The following is a 16,271-nucleotide window of genomic DNA, read 5'->3' on the forward strand; positions in this document are numbered from 1 at the left end:
CAACAGGAATCCAAGTGAACCACGATACGGTTAAAAACGATTATTTTTGGATGGCAAAAGCCATTCAGCTTGCCCAACAAGGGCGCTTTACCACCTCTCCGAACCCTCGCGTTGGCTGTGTAATTGTTGACGAAAACAATCAATTACTAGGCCAGGGATATCACATTCAAGCTGGCACCCCCCATGCCGAAGTTCATGCACTAAGACAAGCCACTAACGCACGTCCGCAAGGAGCGAAAGGAACAACGGCTTACGTTACACTAGAGCCTTGTAGTCATTTTGGCCGCACGCCGCCTTGTGCGGTAGCTTTGGTTGAAGCGAAGGTGGCGCGGGTGGTTATCGCTATGACCGACCCTAACCCAAATGTATGCGGAAAGGGTATTAACATCTTACAAGAAGCAGGTATTGAAGTAGTTAGCGACGTGATGGCTGCTGAAGCCGCTGCGCTAAACCCCGGGTTTATCAAACGCATGCTTACCGGCAAACCTTTTGTTCGCGTGAAATTGGGCATTAGCTTAGATGGAAAAATAGCGCTTCAAAATGGCGTAAGTCAATGGATCACTGGACCCGAGGCAAGGCGAGATGTGCAGCGCTATCGCGCGCAAAGCTGTGTAGTGTTAACGGGCTCCGGGACAGTAAAAGCTGATAATCCTAGCCTGTTGGTGCGAGAAAAAGAGGCACAGTTTGACAATTATCCTCTTGAGCACATCCGTCAACCAGCACGAGTTGTTGTCGATGGCAAAAGCACGCTTAGTCGAGACTACACTTTATTTAACGACGGCAATACCACCTTAACGGCTACTTCGCAGTCCCATCCCGATACAGCTACACAACACTATCTTTCGGTAGATGAAAAAGACGGTAAGCTCAACTTACATTCACTAATGTCGGCATTAGGCGATAAGCAGTATAATGAAGTATGGGTGGAAGCGGGCCCAGGCCTTGCCGGCGCATTACTGCAAGAAAGGCTGGTAGATGAGCTAATTTGCTACCAAGCGCCCAAGCTCTTAGGTGATAAGGGTATGAGCATGGTTAATTTCCCAGCGTTTACGTCGTTAGATGAATGTATTTCGCTTTCGCTTATTGAAAATCGTCAGGTGGGCAACGATATTAAGCTTATCTTCCGCCCTGATGTTAGCAGCACTCGTGGTTAACGCGATTAAAGAGGAACTTTATGTTTACTGGAATTATTCAAGCGCTAGGTACAATTAAAAAGCTTGATAACCGAGGCAACGATATTCGCCTAACCGTTGCATCACCTACGCTTGATATGTCTGATGTCGCACTTGGCGACAGTATCGCAACCAATGGTGTTTGCTTAACAGTCACCGATATGGGGCCCGATTATTATTGCGCTGATGTGTCAGCAGAGACTATCAAATTAACTGGTTTTGCCCATTACAGTGCAGGCTCTACGGTGAATCTTGAGAAGGCAATGCGGCCAAGCGACCGCTTAGGTGGCCATATCGTTTCCGGTCACGTGGACGGCGTGGGCGAAGTTACGCAAATCATTAAGCACTCTGACTACGTCGAATTCTGGGTAAAAGCGCCAGAAGCCTTGGCTAAATATATCGCGCATAAAGGCAGTATTACTGTCGATGGCATCAGCTTAACTGTTAACGAAGTTAATGGCGCAGAATTTATGCTTTGGATCATTCCTCATACATTGCAAGAAACCATTATGGGGAGCTATAAGGTGGGCACAGCGGTGAACTTAGAGGTTGATGTTATTGCGCGCTATTTAGAGCGATTGATGTTGGGCGACAAAGCCGCCGAGCCAAAAAGCAAAGGCATTGACATGGCATTTCTTGCCGAGAACGGATTTTTACGAAAATAACCCTACAAGAAGCACACAACATGGCATTTAACACTACACAAGAAATAATTGAAGACATTCGCCAAGGTAAAATGGTTATCTTGATGGATGACGAAGACAGGGAAAATGAAGGCGATTTGATAATGGCGGCTGAGCATGTGACGCCAGAAGCCATTAACTTTATGGTTACCCACGCCCGCGGTTTGGTGTGTTTACCAATGACGCAAGAGCGCTGTCGCACCTTGAATCTTCCGCTTATGGTGGATAAAAACGAAGCACAGTTTTCTACCAACTTCACTGTGTCTATTGAAGCGGCAACCGGCGTGACCACAGGTATTTCAGCGGCAGATCGCGCTACAACAATCAAAGCTGCTGTTGCAAAAGACGCGAAAGCGACAGACATTGTGCAGCCAGGTCATATTTTTCCGCTAATTGCTAAAGACGGTGGCGTGTTAAACCGCGCAGGTCACACTGAAGCGGGTGTAGACCTGCCGCGTTTGGCAGGGTTAGAGCCTGCAGGGGTTATCGTAGAAATTCTTAATGAAGACGGCACTATGGCTCGTCGCCCTGAGCTAGAAAAGTTCGCGGCAAAACACAACCTTAAAATTGGCACCATTGCTGATTTGATTGAATATCGCAATCTCAACGAAACCACCATACAGAAGGTTGCTCAGTGCAATATGCCAACCGAGTATGGCGACTTCGAGCTTCACACTTTTAAAGACAGCATCGACAATCAGCTTCATTTCGCACTTAAAAAAGGCGAGATTAAAGAAGACAAGCCAACACTTGTACGTGTGCACCTTCACAATACCTTTAGTGATCTTCTTGGGTCTACCCGCGGTATTCATCGCTCGATGACGCTTGCAGACGGCATGCGCAAAATTTCAGAAGACGGTGGCGTATTGGTGCTATTAGGTAAAGAAGAGCACATTGAAAGTCAGGTTCGTCGCTTTGCCGCTGAAGACCGAGGCGAACGCCCAGCTGGCGCTGACTGGCAGGGATCGTCACGCACCATTGGTGTAGGCAGTCAAATTTTAGCATCAATGGGCGTACACAAAATGCGTCTTCTTAGTAAGCCAATTAAATATCACGCACTTTCAGGTTACGGCCTTGAAGTAGTTGAGTACGTGCACGACTAGTATTTAGCAGTAGGGCGGAGCTCAAGTGGAGAGGGTTTGCGACGAGCACTCCCTTCCCACATTGAGTAAAGCTAAAGTACCCGTTTACGAATAGTTGAAGTTAAAGAAACAATCGATTTAGTTTGGGCGCAGTTGTGGTATACTTCGCGCCGTTTTTTCTCGAGGAATGAATCCATGCAGGTAATTGAAGGTAATATCAGAGCAACCGGTAAGAAGTTTGCTATCGTTGTATCACGCTTTAATAGCTTTGTTGTTGAAAGCTTACTAGAAGGTGCATTAGACACGCTAGAGCGTCACGGTGAAGTGAGTGATGACGATATCACGGTAGTACGTGTACCTGGTGCTTACGAGTTACCTGTAATTGCTAAGAAATTAGCTGAGAAAAAGTCATTTGACGCCATCATCGCTCTTGGTGCAGTTATTCGTGGCGGCACGCCACACTTTGATTTTGTAGCAGGCGAGAGCAACAAAGGTCTTGCGCAAGTATCACTTGAATACGGTGTACCTGTATCATTTGGCGTAATCACAACAGATTCAATTGAACAAGCTATCGAGCGTTCAGGAACCAAAGCGGGCAACAAAGGTGCAGAAGCTGCACTTGGCGCGCTGGAAATGGTTAACGTTATCGATGCTGTTGAAAAGCTTTAAGGTAAACATTAAGTGAAAGTTTCAGCTCGTCGTAAAGCCCGTGAACTCGCCTTGCAAGGCGTGTATTCATGGCAAATGAGTCACAACGATATTCAGCAGGTTGAACTGGCGCTAGCCACCAGTAACGACATGCAAAAGGTAGATATGGCGTATTTTCAGGCCTTGCTTCGCGGTGTTGCACACAACGCAAGTAAACTTGATGCAACCATTAAGCCTTACCTTGGCCGTTTGCCTGAAGAGTTAGACGCTATTGAAAAAGCAATTTTGCGCATTGCGACGCTGGAACTGACTGAGCGCATTGACGTACCTTACCGCGTAATCATTAATGAAGCGATTGAGCTTGCTAAAGCATTTGGTGCTGAAGAAAGTCATAAATTCATTAATGGTGCACTGGATAAAGCAGTGCGCACGTTGCGCAAAGACGAGCGCGACTAACCTTACCATGGCGGCAAGGATTGCCGCTAAAAGGGTTTTAAAATTACCGTGAAAGAATTTGATCTTATCGGCCGCTACTTTTCAAACAGCGGCCACAAACGCAAAGACGTTGTTATTGGTATTGGTGATGACTGTGCTGTAACAACGGTTCCTGAAAACCAACAGCTTGCCGTTACCACCGATACTCTTGTTGCTGGCGTACACTTTTTAAAAGACGCACCGGCTAAGTCTGTGGCATATAAAACAGTCGCTGTTAACTTAAGCGACCTTGCCGCGATGGGCGCAGAGCCTGCGTGGATTAGCTTATCTCTATCGCTGCCGGAAGTAGACGAAGCTTGGCTAGATGACTTTGTTTCGGGCCTTTACGAGCTAACTCAGTACTATTCTGTACAGCTTATCGGTGGCGATACGGTTAAAGGCCCAATGGCGTTTACCATTACGGCTCAAGGCTTTATACCGCCTGGCTCCGAATTAACGCGCAGCGGTGCTAAGCCGGGTGACTGGCTTTATGTCACCGGAACGCTTGGTGACGCAGGTGCTGGTTTAGATATTCTACAAAATAAGCTTAGCGTAAGCGGTGAAGCGAAAGACGTGTTGGTCAACCGTCATTATTTTCCAACCCCTCGCGTTGCGGTGGGCACAGCTATCCGACGTATTGCAACGTCGTGTATTGATATCTCTGATGGATTACTTTCAGATTTGGGGCACATCTTAAAAGCGTCTAATTGCGGTGCGAATGTTCATGTAGATCGTTTACCGTTATCACGCGCGTTAACCAGTGCAGTTACACCTGAACAAGCCGTAGAGTATGCGCTATCTGCAGGCGACGACTACGAACTTATTTTTACCGTAAGCGAAGAACAGCGCGGAAGCTTAGAAACCTCATTGGCGAGCACAAATGTGAAGGCCACATGTATCGGACAATTAACCGGTCATAAAGGCACGCTTTCATTACTTAAGGACAATGAAAAGTACACGCCCATTAACCCGTCTGGTTACGAGCACGCCTTTTAGGCAACCACATATTCTACAAAACCAATAAAAAGGAAGAAGCATGCAGGCTGAATATCGCGCAAGAGTGAGTATGAAAAATCCCGTTCATTTTCTTGCGCTAGGTTTTGGTAGTGGGCTAGTTCCTTTCATGCCGGGAACTTTTGGCTCTCTTGCTGCGTTGCCTCTACTTATTGCGTGCAGCCAGATTTCCATGATTTCTTTTATCGCGCTTACGCTAATATTTTCTGTTGTGGGTATTTACCTGTGCGGTAAAACGGCTGATGATATGCAGGTTCATGATCACGGCTCTATTGTGTGGGATGAAATAGCGGGCATGTTTGTGACCTTTCTATTTGTACCTATTTCAGCGTCCTCTTTGCTTGTAGGCTTTGTTCTATTCAGGCTTTTCGATATCTTGAAGCCTTGGCCAATAGGTATTATAGATAAGCGCTTACACGGGGGGACAGGCATTATGCTTGATGATCTTATCGCGGGCGCTATGGCGTGTGGCTGTCTACATTTGCTAATTGCGTTCTGGCCAGCAGCATTGGCTTTGTTTTAGTTCCTGACGAATACTCGCCGCTATTTTGTTAGACGTACCGAAAGTCCGTTGACAGTGAGAAAACTATTTACGAAAAAGCCCGCAAAATAGCGGGCTTTTTAATGTTTTAGTGATAGCTTTTGAGCTCAATTAATTAGCGCTTAAACTGTTAGCTGCAGCAATAATGCCTTCAGCATCCAAACCGTGTTCTTTGTACATTTCTTGCTGTGTACCCTGTAGAATGAAGCTATCAGGTAGACCCAACATCTTCACCGCTTTTAATACGCCGTTTTGCTGCAAGTGCTCAAGTACTGCACTGCCAGCGCCGCCCATAATACAGCCGTCTTCTAGCGTGATAAGCGCGCTGTGTTCACTGGCTGCTTTTAATACTGCGTCGCCGTCTAACGGCTTAATAAAACGCATGTCGATGACGGTGGCATCAATGGCTTCTGCAGCTTCGAGAGCGTAAGGCAGTAAGCAGCCAAAGTTTAGAATGGCGATACTTTCAGACTTGCCTTTTGATGATTCACGAACCGTACGAGATTTACCAATCTCAAGTTCTGTCATGGTTTCCTCAGGCGTGACACCCATGCCAGCACCACGAGGGTAGCGAACAGCAGCAGGCTTATTAAGCTTGTGACCGGTGTAGAGCATTTGGCGACATTCATTTTCATCTGAAGGAGCCATAACCACCATATTTGGAATACAGCGAAGGAAAGCGATATCAAACGCCCCTTGATGAGTAGGGCCATCTGCGCCAACGATACCGGCTCTATCGATAGCAAACAATACGGGTAGGTCTTGGATTGCCACATCATGTATTAGCTGGTCGTAGGCGCGCTGCAGGAATGACGAATAAATAGCAACAACCGCATTCATCCCGTCTTTGGCAAGCCCTGCGCCAAACGTCACAGCATGCTGTTCGGCTATCGCAACGTCAAAATACTGTTCAGGGAAGCGCTGAGAAAACTCAACCATACCTGAACCTTCGCGCATAGCTGGCGTTACCGCCATTAGTTTAGGGTCTTGCGCGGCCATATCGCACAGCCAATTTCCAAAGATTGCCGAGTAGGTAGGGGCTGAAGGCTTAGACTTGGGTAAGGCGTTATCTGCTGGGTTGAACTTAGGTACCGCGTGGAACTTGATAGGGTCTTCTTCAGCAACCGCGTAGCCTTTACCTTTCTTGGTGACTACGTGCAGCAGCTGTGGTCCATCAAACTTACGCATATTGCGAAGCGTATCAACTACACCATTAACGTCGTGGCCGTCGATAGGGCCTATGTAGTTAAAGCCAAGCTCTTCAAATATGGTACCCGGAACGACCATGCCTTTTATGTGTTCTTCTGCACGGCTAGCAAACTCTTTGATTGGAGGCACGTTGCTTAATAGCTTTTTGCCGCCATCGCGTATAGAGTTGAAAAAGTTACCTGTAAGTAAGCGAGCTAGGTGGCTATTTAATGCGCCTACGTTTTCAGAAATAGACATTTCGTTGTCGTTAAGTACTACAACCATATCTTTCTTGATATCACCAGCGTGATTAAGGGCTTCAAAGGCCATACCTGCGGTCATTGCACCATCGCCAATAACTGCTACTACCTTGCGGTCCTTACCTTCTTTTTCTGCCGCTACGGCCATTCCCAGTGCTGCACTTATCGACGTGGATGAATGCCCAACAGCAAAGGTGTCGTAGTCGCTCTCAGGCGGCCATGGGAAAGGGTGCAGACCATTCTTTTGGCGAATGGTGCTCATGCGCTCTGCACGGCCGGTCAGGATTTTGTGAGGGTAGGCTTGATGGCCTACGTCCCATAGCAAGCGGTCAAATGGCGTGTTATATACATAGTGCAGCGCCACTGTTAACTCAACAGTGCCTAAGCCTGAAGCAAAATGCCCGCTGGTTTGGCTTACGCTATTTAGTAAATATTCACGTAATTCGTCGGCAAGCTCGCGTAATTTGTCTTGGGGCAACTGCCTCAATTTATCGGGTGTTTGCGCAAGCGCAAGCGTTGGGTAATGTTGGAGATCTAAACTCATGTACTTATTATCTTTTTCAACATGGCGCGTGGCTAATGGTCGCGTTTTACCAAAAGCTCGCTAAACGCAATTAAACTGTCAGTATTGTAGGGTAAACGCGCCAATGCTTGAAGTGCATTATCGTGAAGCATTTCTAATTCTTGTTTAGCGCCTGTAATGCCAAGTTTGGCGGGAAAGGTATTTTTCCCTAACGCTTCGTCTGACCCCGCGGGCTTACCTAATTTTTCGCTACTGCCTTCCACATCTAAAATATCGTCTTGAACTTGGAAAGCTAGTCCAATATCCGTGGCATAAGCCATTAAGTCAATTTTAGTTTGAGGCAGTAAGCCTTCACTAACTATGGCGATCATTTCTACGCAGGCTTTTAACAATGCACCGGTTTTCAATCTATGCAGTTGTTTAAGCTCTTCTAGCGAGATGGTTTTGCCGGTGCTGGCTAAATCGATAGCTTGCCCACCGCACATCCCTAGGTAGCCAGCACTTTTCGCAAGTACAGACAGTAACTGGCTACGTTTTGTTTCAGCATACGTACTTAATGGCGCATCGGCTAACACCGTGAATGCAAGTGCTTGCAGCGCGTCACCAGCTAAGATAGCTGTGGCCTCATCAAAGGCGATATGGCAGGTTGGCATTCCGCGACGCAAGTCGTCATCGTCCATGGCGGGTAAATCGTCGTGCACTAATGAATAGGCGTGCACGCACTCAATCGCCATGCTAATGGCCATCTGGTCTTTTTTGGGCACATCTAACGTGTTGCCAACAACTTGAACCAAAAGGGGGCGCATGCGCTTACCGCCAGCCAATAAGGCGTGGCGCATGGCGTCTTTTAGGCGCGGCGCGTAATCGGGTAAATCATCAATTAACGTAAGAAGAGATGCATCAGTTTGCTGTTTAACTTGTTGATGCAAAGCAGAAAAATTCATATATTGCCTGTTAGTTAAAAATGAACGAATTACGGCTGTTCACTTTCAGGAAGAGTTTGAAGGGTTTCTTCGCCTTGTTCACTGAGCAGTATTTTTACTTTTTGTTCGGCGTTTTCGAGTGATTGCTGGCCTTGGCGGGACAGTGCAATACCACGCTCAAATTTTTCTAGTGCTTTATTTAAAGGCAGATCACCGTTTTCCATTTCGTTAACGATAGCTTCTAGTTCTGATAAAGTTTCTTCAAAAGACGCTGATGCTTTTTCTGTCGTCATAAAAACACTCAATATAGTGGCCAAAATACGTATACCGCGCACATTAACCGAGGGCTGCACAAGGGTCAAATGGTTTGTCCGTATATCGCCTATATCACTGCGACATAGCTTTTTTTTCACGCAGTTGAGCAAACAGGACAAACAGAAACTGTGCTATATTCGTGTTGAGTAGTTTTATTACTTTTAAATGTGAAGTGACAGCGTTTGCCTAACGTGAATTCTATGAATGGGCAAACTCATCGTTTTTAAATGTCTTGGGAAATGCGGGGAGTTTTTAACGCGCTTCATAAAAAACAAATAAATGTGATATTTTTCAATAATGTCGTTTTAGTATTTCTATCTCTTGCCGATAGAATTATTGTACATCAACAGCACTGTCTGCGCATAAATGGGGAAGAGTGAGTGGATTTAGCAACCGTCATAGGTATGTTGGGCGCCATTGGTTTCATAGTTATGGCTATGATTCTAGGCGGCAGCTTAGGCATGTTCATCGACGTCCAATCAATATTAATTGTATTTGGTGGGACCTTGTTCGTTGTTTTGTCACAGTTTACTTTAGGTCAGTTCTTCGGTGCAGGTAAGATTGCTGGCAAAGCCTTCATGTTCAAAATTGAATCGCCGGAAGAGCTTATTGAAAAAATTGTAGAGATGGCAGATGCAGCGCGAAAAGGAGGGTTTCTCGCCCTAGAAGAGGCGGAAATCTCTAATGAGTTTATGCAAAAGGGTGTGGATATGTTAGTTGACGGCCATGATATAGAGGTGGTCAGAGAAACACTTGCTAAAGATATATCCATGACGTCAGAACGACACGATTTCGGCGCATCATTTTTCAAAGGCATGGGCGATATTGCACCGGCGATGGGTATGATTGGAACCCTGATTGGTTTGGTTGCCATGCTATCAAACATGGATGACCCGAAAGCTATCGGCCCAGCAATGGCGGTAGCACTACTTACTACTTTATATGGTGCTTTTTTCGCCAACGTTATTTGTTTGCCTATAGCGTTTAAATTGGCCGTACGGGCAGGGGAAGAGAAGCTCAATCAAAGTCTTGTTCTTGACGGTATTGTCGGCATCGCTGACGGTCAAAACCCGCGAGTTATTGAGGGCGTACTGAAAAACTACCTTGCTGCAAGCAAGCGTGGAAGCGCAGAGGAAGAGTAATGGCCGAAGAAGAATGCCCAAAATGCCCCCCCGAGGGGCTTCCAGCCTGGATGGGGACCTTCGCAGACTTAATGTCTTTGCTTATGTGCTTTTTTGTACTTTTACTCTCATTCTCCGAAATGGACGTGCTCAAATTTAAGCAAATAGCTGGCTCAATGAAATTTGCATTCGGGGTGCAAAACAAAATCGAAGTAAAAGATATTCCTAAGGGGACCAGTGTTATTGCCATGGAGTTTCGCCCAGGTAAACCCGACCCAACGCCAATTGAATCCATTCAGCAGCAAACTACCGAAATGACTCAACAAATGCTTGAATTTCAAGCGGGAAACGAGGACTCAGCGGGCGGCAGGCAAAAGCAACGTGGCGAACAACGCGGCGGTCAGTCTCAACAGACGGCTACTGAGTCATCTTCATCCGCTGAACAAAGCACTGACCAATCTCAAATGGCAGAGCTAATGAAAAAAGTAGCCCAACAACTAGAAAAACAAATTTTAGACGGGTCGGTTGAGATGGAGTCGCTGGGGCAGCAGCTAACCATTCGAATTAGAGAAAATGGTTCGTTTTCCGCCGGCTCTGCTTTCTTACAGCCGCAGTTTCAGCCCGTATTAAGAAAAATTGGTGTGCTGTTAGCAGATGTACCCGGAGAAATCGAGATTTCGGGCCATAGTGATGGTCAGCATATTGCTAACGAACTATATCGCTCAAATTGGGATTTATCCTCACAGCGCGCCGTTGCAGTGGCAGAGGCTATGCGAACGGCCCCAGGCTTTGATGAAAGTCGTATGTCTGTGGTTGGTAAAGCCGATACTGATCCTATTGTAGAGAATGCCACAACATCGAGTGACAGAGCTAAAAACCGCCGTGTGGAAATAAACATCAATCAGGGTAAGCCGATGATATCTAAACCTATATCAGTGGTAGATGATTAATTGCTGCATGTGTATTGGGTGGCTGCTCATAAAAACAGTGCTTATATAAGCACCGTTTTTTTAATTTTGGAACCTGTCCACGTTTCCATTAACGGATAGACTACACTCTGGCTAGTTCATCTCTGAAGTGAGGTTTAGATATAACAAGCTGTACAGTACTGATTGTTCTCTCTAAAAAGCCACCTTCACAGTATTTCAGGTAATAGGTCCACATTCGCATGAAGCGCTCGTCGTATCCATCATTTAACAATTCATCTTTTGCCGAGATAAACGCTTCGTACCAATGGTCCAGCGTTTTCGCATAATCGATACCAATATCATGTAAGTCTCTTATCATCATATCAGTATACTTTTTAAGATGGACATTCAGCTGATGTTGCGATGGCAAAAATCCACCTGGGAAGATGTATTTTTGGATAAAATCAACGCTGTTCGAATAGCTGTCGTAGCGTCTGTCATCTATAGTTATCGACTGAAGCAGCATAAGCCCATCGTTTTTTAACAGTGATGAGCATTTTTCGAAGAAGTTACCTAAAAACTGTTTACCCACAGCTTCGATCATTTCAATGGAAACCAGTTTATCGAATTTGCCTTCAAGTAAACGGTAGTCCTTTTTAAGCAGGGTAATTCTGTTTTCAAGCCCTTCTCGTGCGATCCAGTCTTTTGCCCAGGCGTGCTGTTCTTCCGAAATGGTAGTGGTGGTCACGCTACAGCCATAGTTTTTCGCAGCATAGACTGCAAGGCCGCCCCAACCGGTACCAATTTCCAGTAGATGATCAGTGTCGCTAAGTTGCAATTTGTCGCAAATCGCTTTGAGTTTGTAATTTTGCGCTTCGTTTAGCGTAGCATTAGGGTCTGGATAAATAGCCGACGAATACATCATTGTTGGGTCAAGAAATCGGGTGTACAACTTGTTACCCAAATCATAGTGCGCTTCAATGTTCTTTTTGGCTTGGTCTTTCGTGTTGCGACGTGCAAAGTGTTGAATTTTGTTAATGGGCATGGTGACCCATTTGAATTTATTTTCCCAGTCATCAAGGGTGGGTAAGTTTCTAGCAAATACCCTTACCACAGCCGTCACGTTGTCGCTGTCCCATAATCCATCCATATAGGCTTCGCCAGCGCCCACGCTACCGCCAAGTAGCAAGCGACGATAGGCCTGCACGTCTTTGATATTTACAGTAGCACGTAAATCGCTATTTTCTTCACCAAAACGTGCAATCTCGTCACCGTTTTCTTGAATTATCAGGCGACCAAAGGGGAGTTGGTTTAAACACTTTAGAAAAAGTGTTCTACAAGTTTTATCTACGAAAGAGACCTCTGAGGTGGTCAGTAGTACAGATTCACCGAAAGACATTGTTATTGTTCCTGACTCTTTTCTGGGTGTGTATATAGTGGCGTTCGTTTCAGCAATAGCTTAAGCGCGTGCCAATAAATTCCGGCCACAGTTTTTATTGTCATACTGGGTATACGTTTAAGTGCGGCAGATAGATTCGCATTATCTAAAGTAAATTTAGTCAAATTAATCCCCGCGCTAAATTCTTTGTCTTCTCTTACGCAATCCATCGCTAAAGAAAGTCTAGACGAAGGCTGGGAAATCGACCATTTATAGGTCATATCCATAGGGTTGAAAGGCGAAACGTGAAAAGCCTTAGGCGTATCGGCTTGAGTGTCTAGGTTTACAAGATAGTGATGGCGCTCATTCCATGGAGTATTACTTACTTCCGCAAGCATGTGAGAATATATACCCTCATCATTGCGAAGGTAGTAAAAATTAACTGGGCTAAAATAAAGGCCCCACATGCGTAATTGACCCAACATGAAAACGTCACCGTTAAGTGTTTTACCACCGTTTAACTCGGTCATCCTTTCCAAAACCGCTTGTTTCAGCGAAATCGACGGGTCGCCTAAGTAATCCTCCCGCTTGAATCTAACTCTTGCTTTGCTATGGGCGCTAAAATACGTCAGCGTATCTGATAGCGCGTTCAGTTCGTCGCTTTCGAGCTTTAACCAAAACAGATAAATATCGTAGTCAAACTTGTGTTGGGTCGGCTTGAAACGTTGATGATATACCTTGCCTTTATATATCGCGCTTTCTATCACAGGGCTTCACCAAAACGAGAGCAAACGTCTAGTGCACTGGTAACGCCATCTTCATGAAAGCCGTTGTACCAGTAGGCTCCACAGAAATGTAAGTTATCTACGCCGCAAATCTCACTTCTACGTGACTGCGCTTCAACCATGTTGGCGCTATACTGAGGGTGAGTGTATTGGTAGCTTCGTAAAATACTCTTCTCTTCAATTTCAGGCGTATTATTTAGCGTTACACAATAAGTATTCTCTGCTTCTAATCTCTGGAGAATGTTCATATTGTAGGTGACAGAGGCGGGGCGGGTTTCCTCGCTTGCATCCTCTTTTAAGCTGTAGTTCCAACTTGCCCACGCCAGCTTTCTTTTGGGTAATTGGCCCGTGTCTTTGTGCATTACCACATCATTTTCTGCATAAGGAATATTGCTAAGAATATTCTTTTGCAGCGATGTAGGTGAATGAATCATTTTTAGTGCTTGGTCGCTGTGACACGCAAACACTACATGATCGAATGTCGCAACTGCACCGGATGAATCGGTAACTTCCCACTTATCATCGCGTTTGGCCACAGAAACTACAGCTGTAGATAATCTAATCTTAGACTCAAATGGTGCAACCAGTGGTGGAATGTATTGACTAGAGCCACCTTTAATAGTGAACCACTGTGGTCGGTCGGTAATATTGAGCAGGCCATGGTTATTAAAAAACTGCAGGAAGAAGGTTAACGGAAACTTTCTCGTCTGTTCGAGGCTACTAGACCAAATTGCTGCGCACATAGGCAGTATGTAGTAGCGCGCGAAATCATCGCTTAGCCCTAATTCTTTAATAATATCTTCTAGCGTTAACGAAAACGTGTCACGCTTTTCCGCAACCATAGCTTTACACGCTTTATTAAACGCGAGTATGTCTTTTACTATGCGCCAAAACTTAGGTCGAAAAATATTGCGCCGCTGTGCGAACAAACTATTTAAGTTATTGCCATTATATTCAAGGTTCGCTTTTTTACTCATCACAGAGAAGCTCATCTCTGTTGGCTGGTAGTCAACGTTTAACTGATTAATAAGCTTAATAAAGTTAGGGTAAGTCCAATCGTTGAATACAATAAAGCCGGTATCAATGTGAAGGGTTTCACCATTATCCTTAATTTTTTTAGTAGCAGTATGACCACCTATATAGTCGTTTGCTTCGTAAACTGTGATGTCGTGCTTTCTGTTAAGAAGGTATGCGCAGGTTAATCCTGAAATTCCTGTGCCTATTATGGCAATCTTATTATTCATTATTGTGTCTCTTATTGTTTTTCTCGCATAGACAACGATAGTCGCTTTTGAAGTGGCGTTGGCAAAATGTGCATAAAGCGCAGAATAAAGCCAAAGAATCGAGGAAAGAAAACGGTTTGCTTGTTACTTTCTATCCCTTTAAGCATAGCCTCGGCAGCTTCTTCTGCACTAATTTTCATTGGCATTTCGAAGTCATTTTTATCGGTAAGGGGGGTTTCAACAAAACCTGGTGAGACGGCCTGTACTTTTACCCCTTTATGGTGAAGGTCGACTTCTAAAGATTTGGTAAAATAGTGAAGAGCAGCTTTACTAGAGCCATAGGCTTGAGTTCGAGTGAAAGGTAATAGACGGGCCATACTGTCAACTATGACCAGCTTGTCGCCATCTTTTAATCGTGGGAGAAGTGCGTTAACGCAGTGAACTACGCCGAAGAAATTAGGCTCGAAAACGCGCCGGAACATGTCTGGCTCGAAATCCTCAAGGTCGACATATTCACAAGTACCAGCATTGAGTACAGCAATATCGAACTTAACATTTGCTAAAGCTCGCTTTGTATCTTCTAAATCTGACACATCGAACTGGCAACCGCTAATATTACTATATTTGCTAAGCTCATCGAGGGCATCTTTGTTTCTTCCACACGCAATGACACTATATCCATTATCGGCACACTTGATTGCAAGTGCTTTACCTATTCCAGATGTTGCGCCAGTAATTAATATACTCTTCATTTTGCCAGCTTCCCTTTAATCTTTTTGATTATAAAACCTAAGATAGGTACGTGCTCGTATACCATTTCGCCCAAATCGTAATAATCTTTGTGGTAGATGATGATGTCACCTTCAACACCAAGTTGTGTTGTGCCGTCTAGCGTGATCTTTTTCGCGTTATTTTTTAGTACGAGGGTCATTGTCCAATTTACAACGTGAGTGACATTAGAGTGACATGAGGATATCTGTTGTGAGCAGATAAAAATGTCCGCTATATCGAATTTACAGCTTTCCGCTTGGGTTAGAAGGTTAGCAAAGTAGTTTTTCACTTCTCCAATTCCACGATGTGTAGTGATTGGATCTATAAATAAAATGTCATTGGCGTATATTTTTTCTAAGTCCACTGGAGAGATTTGACATATATCTGTGTAAATTTTACAAAAGCGTGCAATGACATCCATTCAGCTTCCTTAACGTCGAAGTGGTATGATGGAAAAACAATTTGCTGCCAAATTCTGTTTGGTCTTGTTGGGACTCTTTTGAATATCGACTGCAAGTCTATGATCTAAATCTGTTAATGTTGTTAGATAAATCATAAATTACATTAAACTACGTTCTAGAGATCATGTTTTTCAGATTATTAGTGAAAAATTTTCCCATTCGATCCTATTTGTACTCAGTTGCGTAATAAATTTCGTGTTTTTGGAAGTGTCGAGTATGAGTGTAGAACGTTTTCCCTTATTTCCTTTATCTGCGCACCTTTTGCCTGAAGGTAGAATGGCTTTGCGTATTTTTGAGCCTCGGTATGTACGCATGGTTAAAGAGTCATGTGCCGAAAATAAAGGCTTTGTGATGTGTATGTTAAATGCAAACGGCGATAAGAATGCAAACGAGCATATTCATAAAATAGGAACATACGCACAGGTTGTGGACTTCGATATGCTTGATGACGGGTTGCTTGGCATAAAGGTTGCTGGTTCTCATTTAGTTGAGGTTAGTAACATCGAGGTAGACAACGATGGTCTTCGCACCGGTAGTTGTAAAGTTTTAAAACCTTGGCAGTGCGATTTAGCTCCTCAACAAATAGCGCCTATGGACGAGCGGCTTAAAGAAATATTTGGAAATTACGAAGAACTGGCAGCGTTGTATGAATCACCGAAATTTGATTGCCCCAACTGGGTATTAAATCGATGGCTGGAGCTACTGCCTGTAGATGGCTCTCAAAAGCAGCATTTTTTAGCGCAAAGAGAATGTACTAGTTTGGTCAATTATCTCTCTGCACTAATCGCTTGATAATGAGAG

General features: G+C 44.7%; 18 protein-coding genes. 10 read left to right on the forward strand and 8 right to left on the reverse strand.

All coding sequences use genetic code 11. From position 1 onward, the window contains the following. The first annotated feature begins 14 nt into the window (after positions 1-14). From ribD to AC27KT_RS07085, 7 genes are all read left to right on the forward strand, one after another. Positions 15-1,154, forward strand: coding sequence for a bifunctional diaminohydroxyphosphoribosylaminopyrimidine deaminase/5-amino-6-(5-phosphoribosylamino)uracil reductase RibD (ribD, locus tag AC27KT_RS07055; protein WP_487128584.1), 1,140 nt, complete (start codon positions 15-17; stop codon positions 1,152-1,154). A 20-nt stretch (positions 1,155-1,174) separates the two neighbouring features. Then, complete coding sequence (locus AC27KT_RS07060) at positions 1,175-1,837, forward strand: riboflavin synthase (protein WP_071815324.1); 663 nt, start codon at positions 1,175-1,177, stop codon at positions 1,835-1,837. Between the two features lie 20 nt (positions 1,838-1,857). Continuing rightward, positions 1,858-2,958, forward strand: a complete 1,101-nt coding sequence (ribBA, locus tag AC27KT_RS07065; RefSeq protein ID WP_487128586.1) for a bifunctional 3,4-dihydroxy-2-butanone-4-phosphate synthase/GTP cyclohydrolase II — start codon at positions 1,858-1,860, stop codon at positions 2,956-2,958. A gap of 174 nt (positions 2,959-3,132) precedes the next feature. Continuing rightward, a complete protein-coding gene (gene ribH / locus AC27KT_RS07070) occupies positions 3,133-3,606 on the forward strand; it encodes a 6,7-dimethyl-8-ribityllumazine synthase (protein ID WP_025255832.1) in 474 nt (157 codons plus the stop codon). 12 nt (positions 3,607-3,618) lie between these two features. Then, complete coding sequence (gene nusB / locus AC27KT_RS07075) at positions 3,619-4,041, forward strand: transcription antitermination factor NusB (RefSeq protein WP_012518940.1); 423 nt, start codon at positions 3,619-3,621, stop codon at positions 4,039-4,041. Between the two features lie 48 nt (positions 4,042-4,089). Continuing rightward, a complete protein-coding gene (gene thiL, locus AC27KT_RS07080) occupies positions 4,090-5,055 on the forward strand; it encodes a thiamine-phosphate kinase (RefSeq protein WP_487128589.1) in 966 nt (321 codons plus the stop codon). A gap of 40 nt (positions 5,056-5,095) precedes the next feature. After that, on the forward strand, positions 5,096-5,596 hold the full coding sequence (locus AC27KT_RS07085; RefSeq protein ID WP_487128591.1) for a phosphatidylglycerophosphatase A family protein: 501 nt from the start codon (positions 5,096-5,098) through the stop codon (positions 5,594-5,596). A 129-nt stretch (positions 5,597-5,725) separates the two neighbouring features. Here the strand turns inward: AC27KT_RS07085 and dxs are convergent, their stop codons facing one another. The 3 genes from dxs to xseB are packed head-to-tail and all read right to left on the reverse strand — an operon-like array spanning position 5,726 to position 8,801. Next, entirely contained in the window at positions 5,726-7,606 is a 1,881-nt protein-coding gene (gene dxs, locus AC27KT_RS07090; protein WP_487128593.1) for a 1-deoxy-D-xylulose-5-phosphate synthase, read from the reverse strand. Positions 7,607-7,638: 32 nt separating this feature from the next. Continuing rightward, entirely contained in the window at positions 7,639-8,529 is an 891-nt protein-coding gene (locus tag AC27KT_RS07095) for a farnesyl diphosphate synthase (RefSeq protein ID WP_487128595.1), read from the reverse strand. A gap of 29 nt (positions 8,530-8,558) precedes the next feature. Continuing rightward, a complete protein-coding gene (gene xseB / locus AC27KT_RS07100; protein ID WP_136782332.1) occupies positions 8,559-8,801 on the reverse strand; it encodes an exodeoxyribonuclease VII small subunit in 243 nt (80 codons plus the stop codon). Positions 8,802-9,203: 402 nt separating this feature from the next. Between xseB and pomA the strand changes: the two genes are divergently transcribed. Continuing rightward, the gene (pomA, locus tag AC27KT_RS07105; protein WP_039217062.1) at positions 9,204-9,965 is read left to right on the forward strand and encodes a flagellar motor protein PomA; all 762 of its coding nucleotides are present in this window, start codon (positions 9,204-9,206) and stop codon (positions 9,963-9,965) included. Then, a complete protein-coding gene (locus AC27KT_RS07110) occupies positions 9,965-10,894 on the forward strand; it encodes a flagellar motor protein MotB (RefSeq protein ID WP_487128598.1) in 930 nt (309 codons plus the stop codon). The genes pomA and AC27KT_RS07110 overlap by 1 nt, the downstream gene beginning before the upstream one ends. 100 nt (positions 10,895-10,994) lie before the next feature. Here AC27KT_RS07110 and AC27KT_RS07115 read toward each other — a convergent pair whose 3' ends face one another. The 5 genes from AC27KT_RS07115 to AC27KT_RS07135 are packed head-to-tail and all read right to left on the reverse strand — an operon-like array spanning position 10,995 to position 15,430. Next, complete coding sequence (locus AC27KT_RS07115; RefSeq protein ID WP_487128600.1) at positions 10,995-12,251, reverse strand: class I SAM-dependent methyltransferase; 1,257 nt, start codon at positions 12,249-12,251, stop codon at positions 10,995-10,997. Positions 12,252-12,253: 2 nt separating this feature from the next. Continuing rightward, on the reverse strand, positions 12,254-12,997 hold the full coding sequence (locus AC27KT_RS07120) for a DUF1365 domain-containing protein (protein WP_487128602.1): 744 nt from the start codon (positions 12,995-12,997) through the stop codon (positions 12,254-12,256). Continuing rightward, positions 12,994-14,259, reverse strand: a complete 1,266-nt coding sequence (locus tag AC27KT_RS07125; protein WP_487128604.1) for an NAD(P)/FAD-dependent oxidoreductase — start codon at positions 14,257-14,259, stop codon at positions 12,994-12,996. The genes AC27KT_RS07120 and AC27KT_RS07125 overlap by 4 nt, the downstream gene beginning before the upstream one ends. Positions 14,260-14,270: 11 nt before the next feature. Continuing rightward, the gene (locus tag AC27KT_RS07130) at positions 14,271-14,990 is read right to left on the reverse strand and encodes an SDR family NAD(P)-dependent oxidoreductase (RefSeq protein ID WP_487128606.1); all 720 of its coding nucleotides are present in this window, start codon (positions 14,988-14,990) and stop codon (positions 14,271-14,273) included. Beyond that, on the reverse strand, positions 14,987-15,430 hold the full coding sequence (locus AC27KT_RS07135) for a nuclear transport factor 2 family protein (RefSeq protein WP_487128608.1): 444 nt from the start codon (positions 15,428-15,430) through the stop codon (positions 14,987-14,989). Before AC27KT_RS07135 ends, AC27KT_RS07130 begins: the two co-directional genes overlap by 4 nt. A gap of 256 nt (positions 15,431-15,686) precedes the next feature. Between AC27KT_RS07135 and AC27KT_RS07140 the strand changes: the two genes are divergently transcribed. Next, positions 15,687-16,262, forward strand: a complete 576-nt coding sequence (locus AC27KT_RS07140; protein WP_487128610.1) for an LON peptidase substrate-binding domain-containing protein — start codon at positions 15,687-15,689, stop codon at positions 16,260-16,262. Positions 16,263-16,271: the final 9 nt, after the last annotated feature.

It is taken from the genome of Alteromonas sp. 5NW40-0090 (assembly GCF_057552975.1).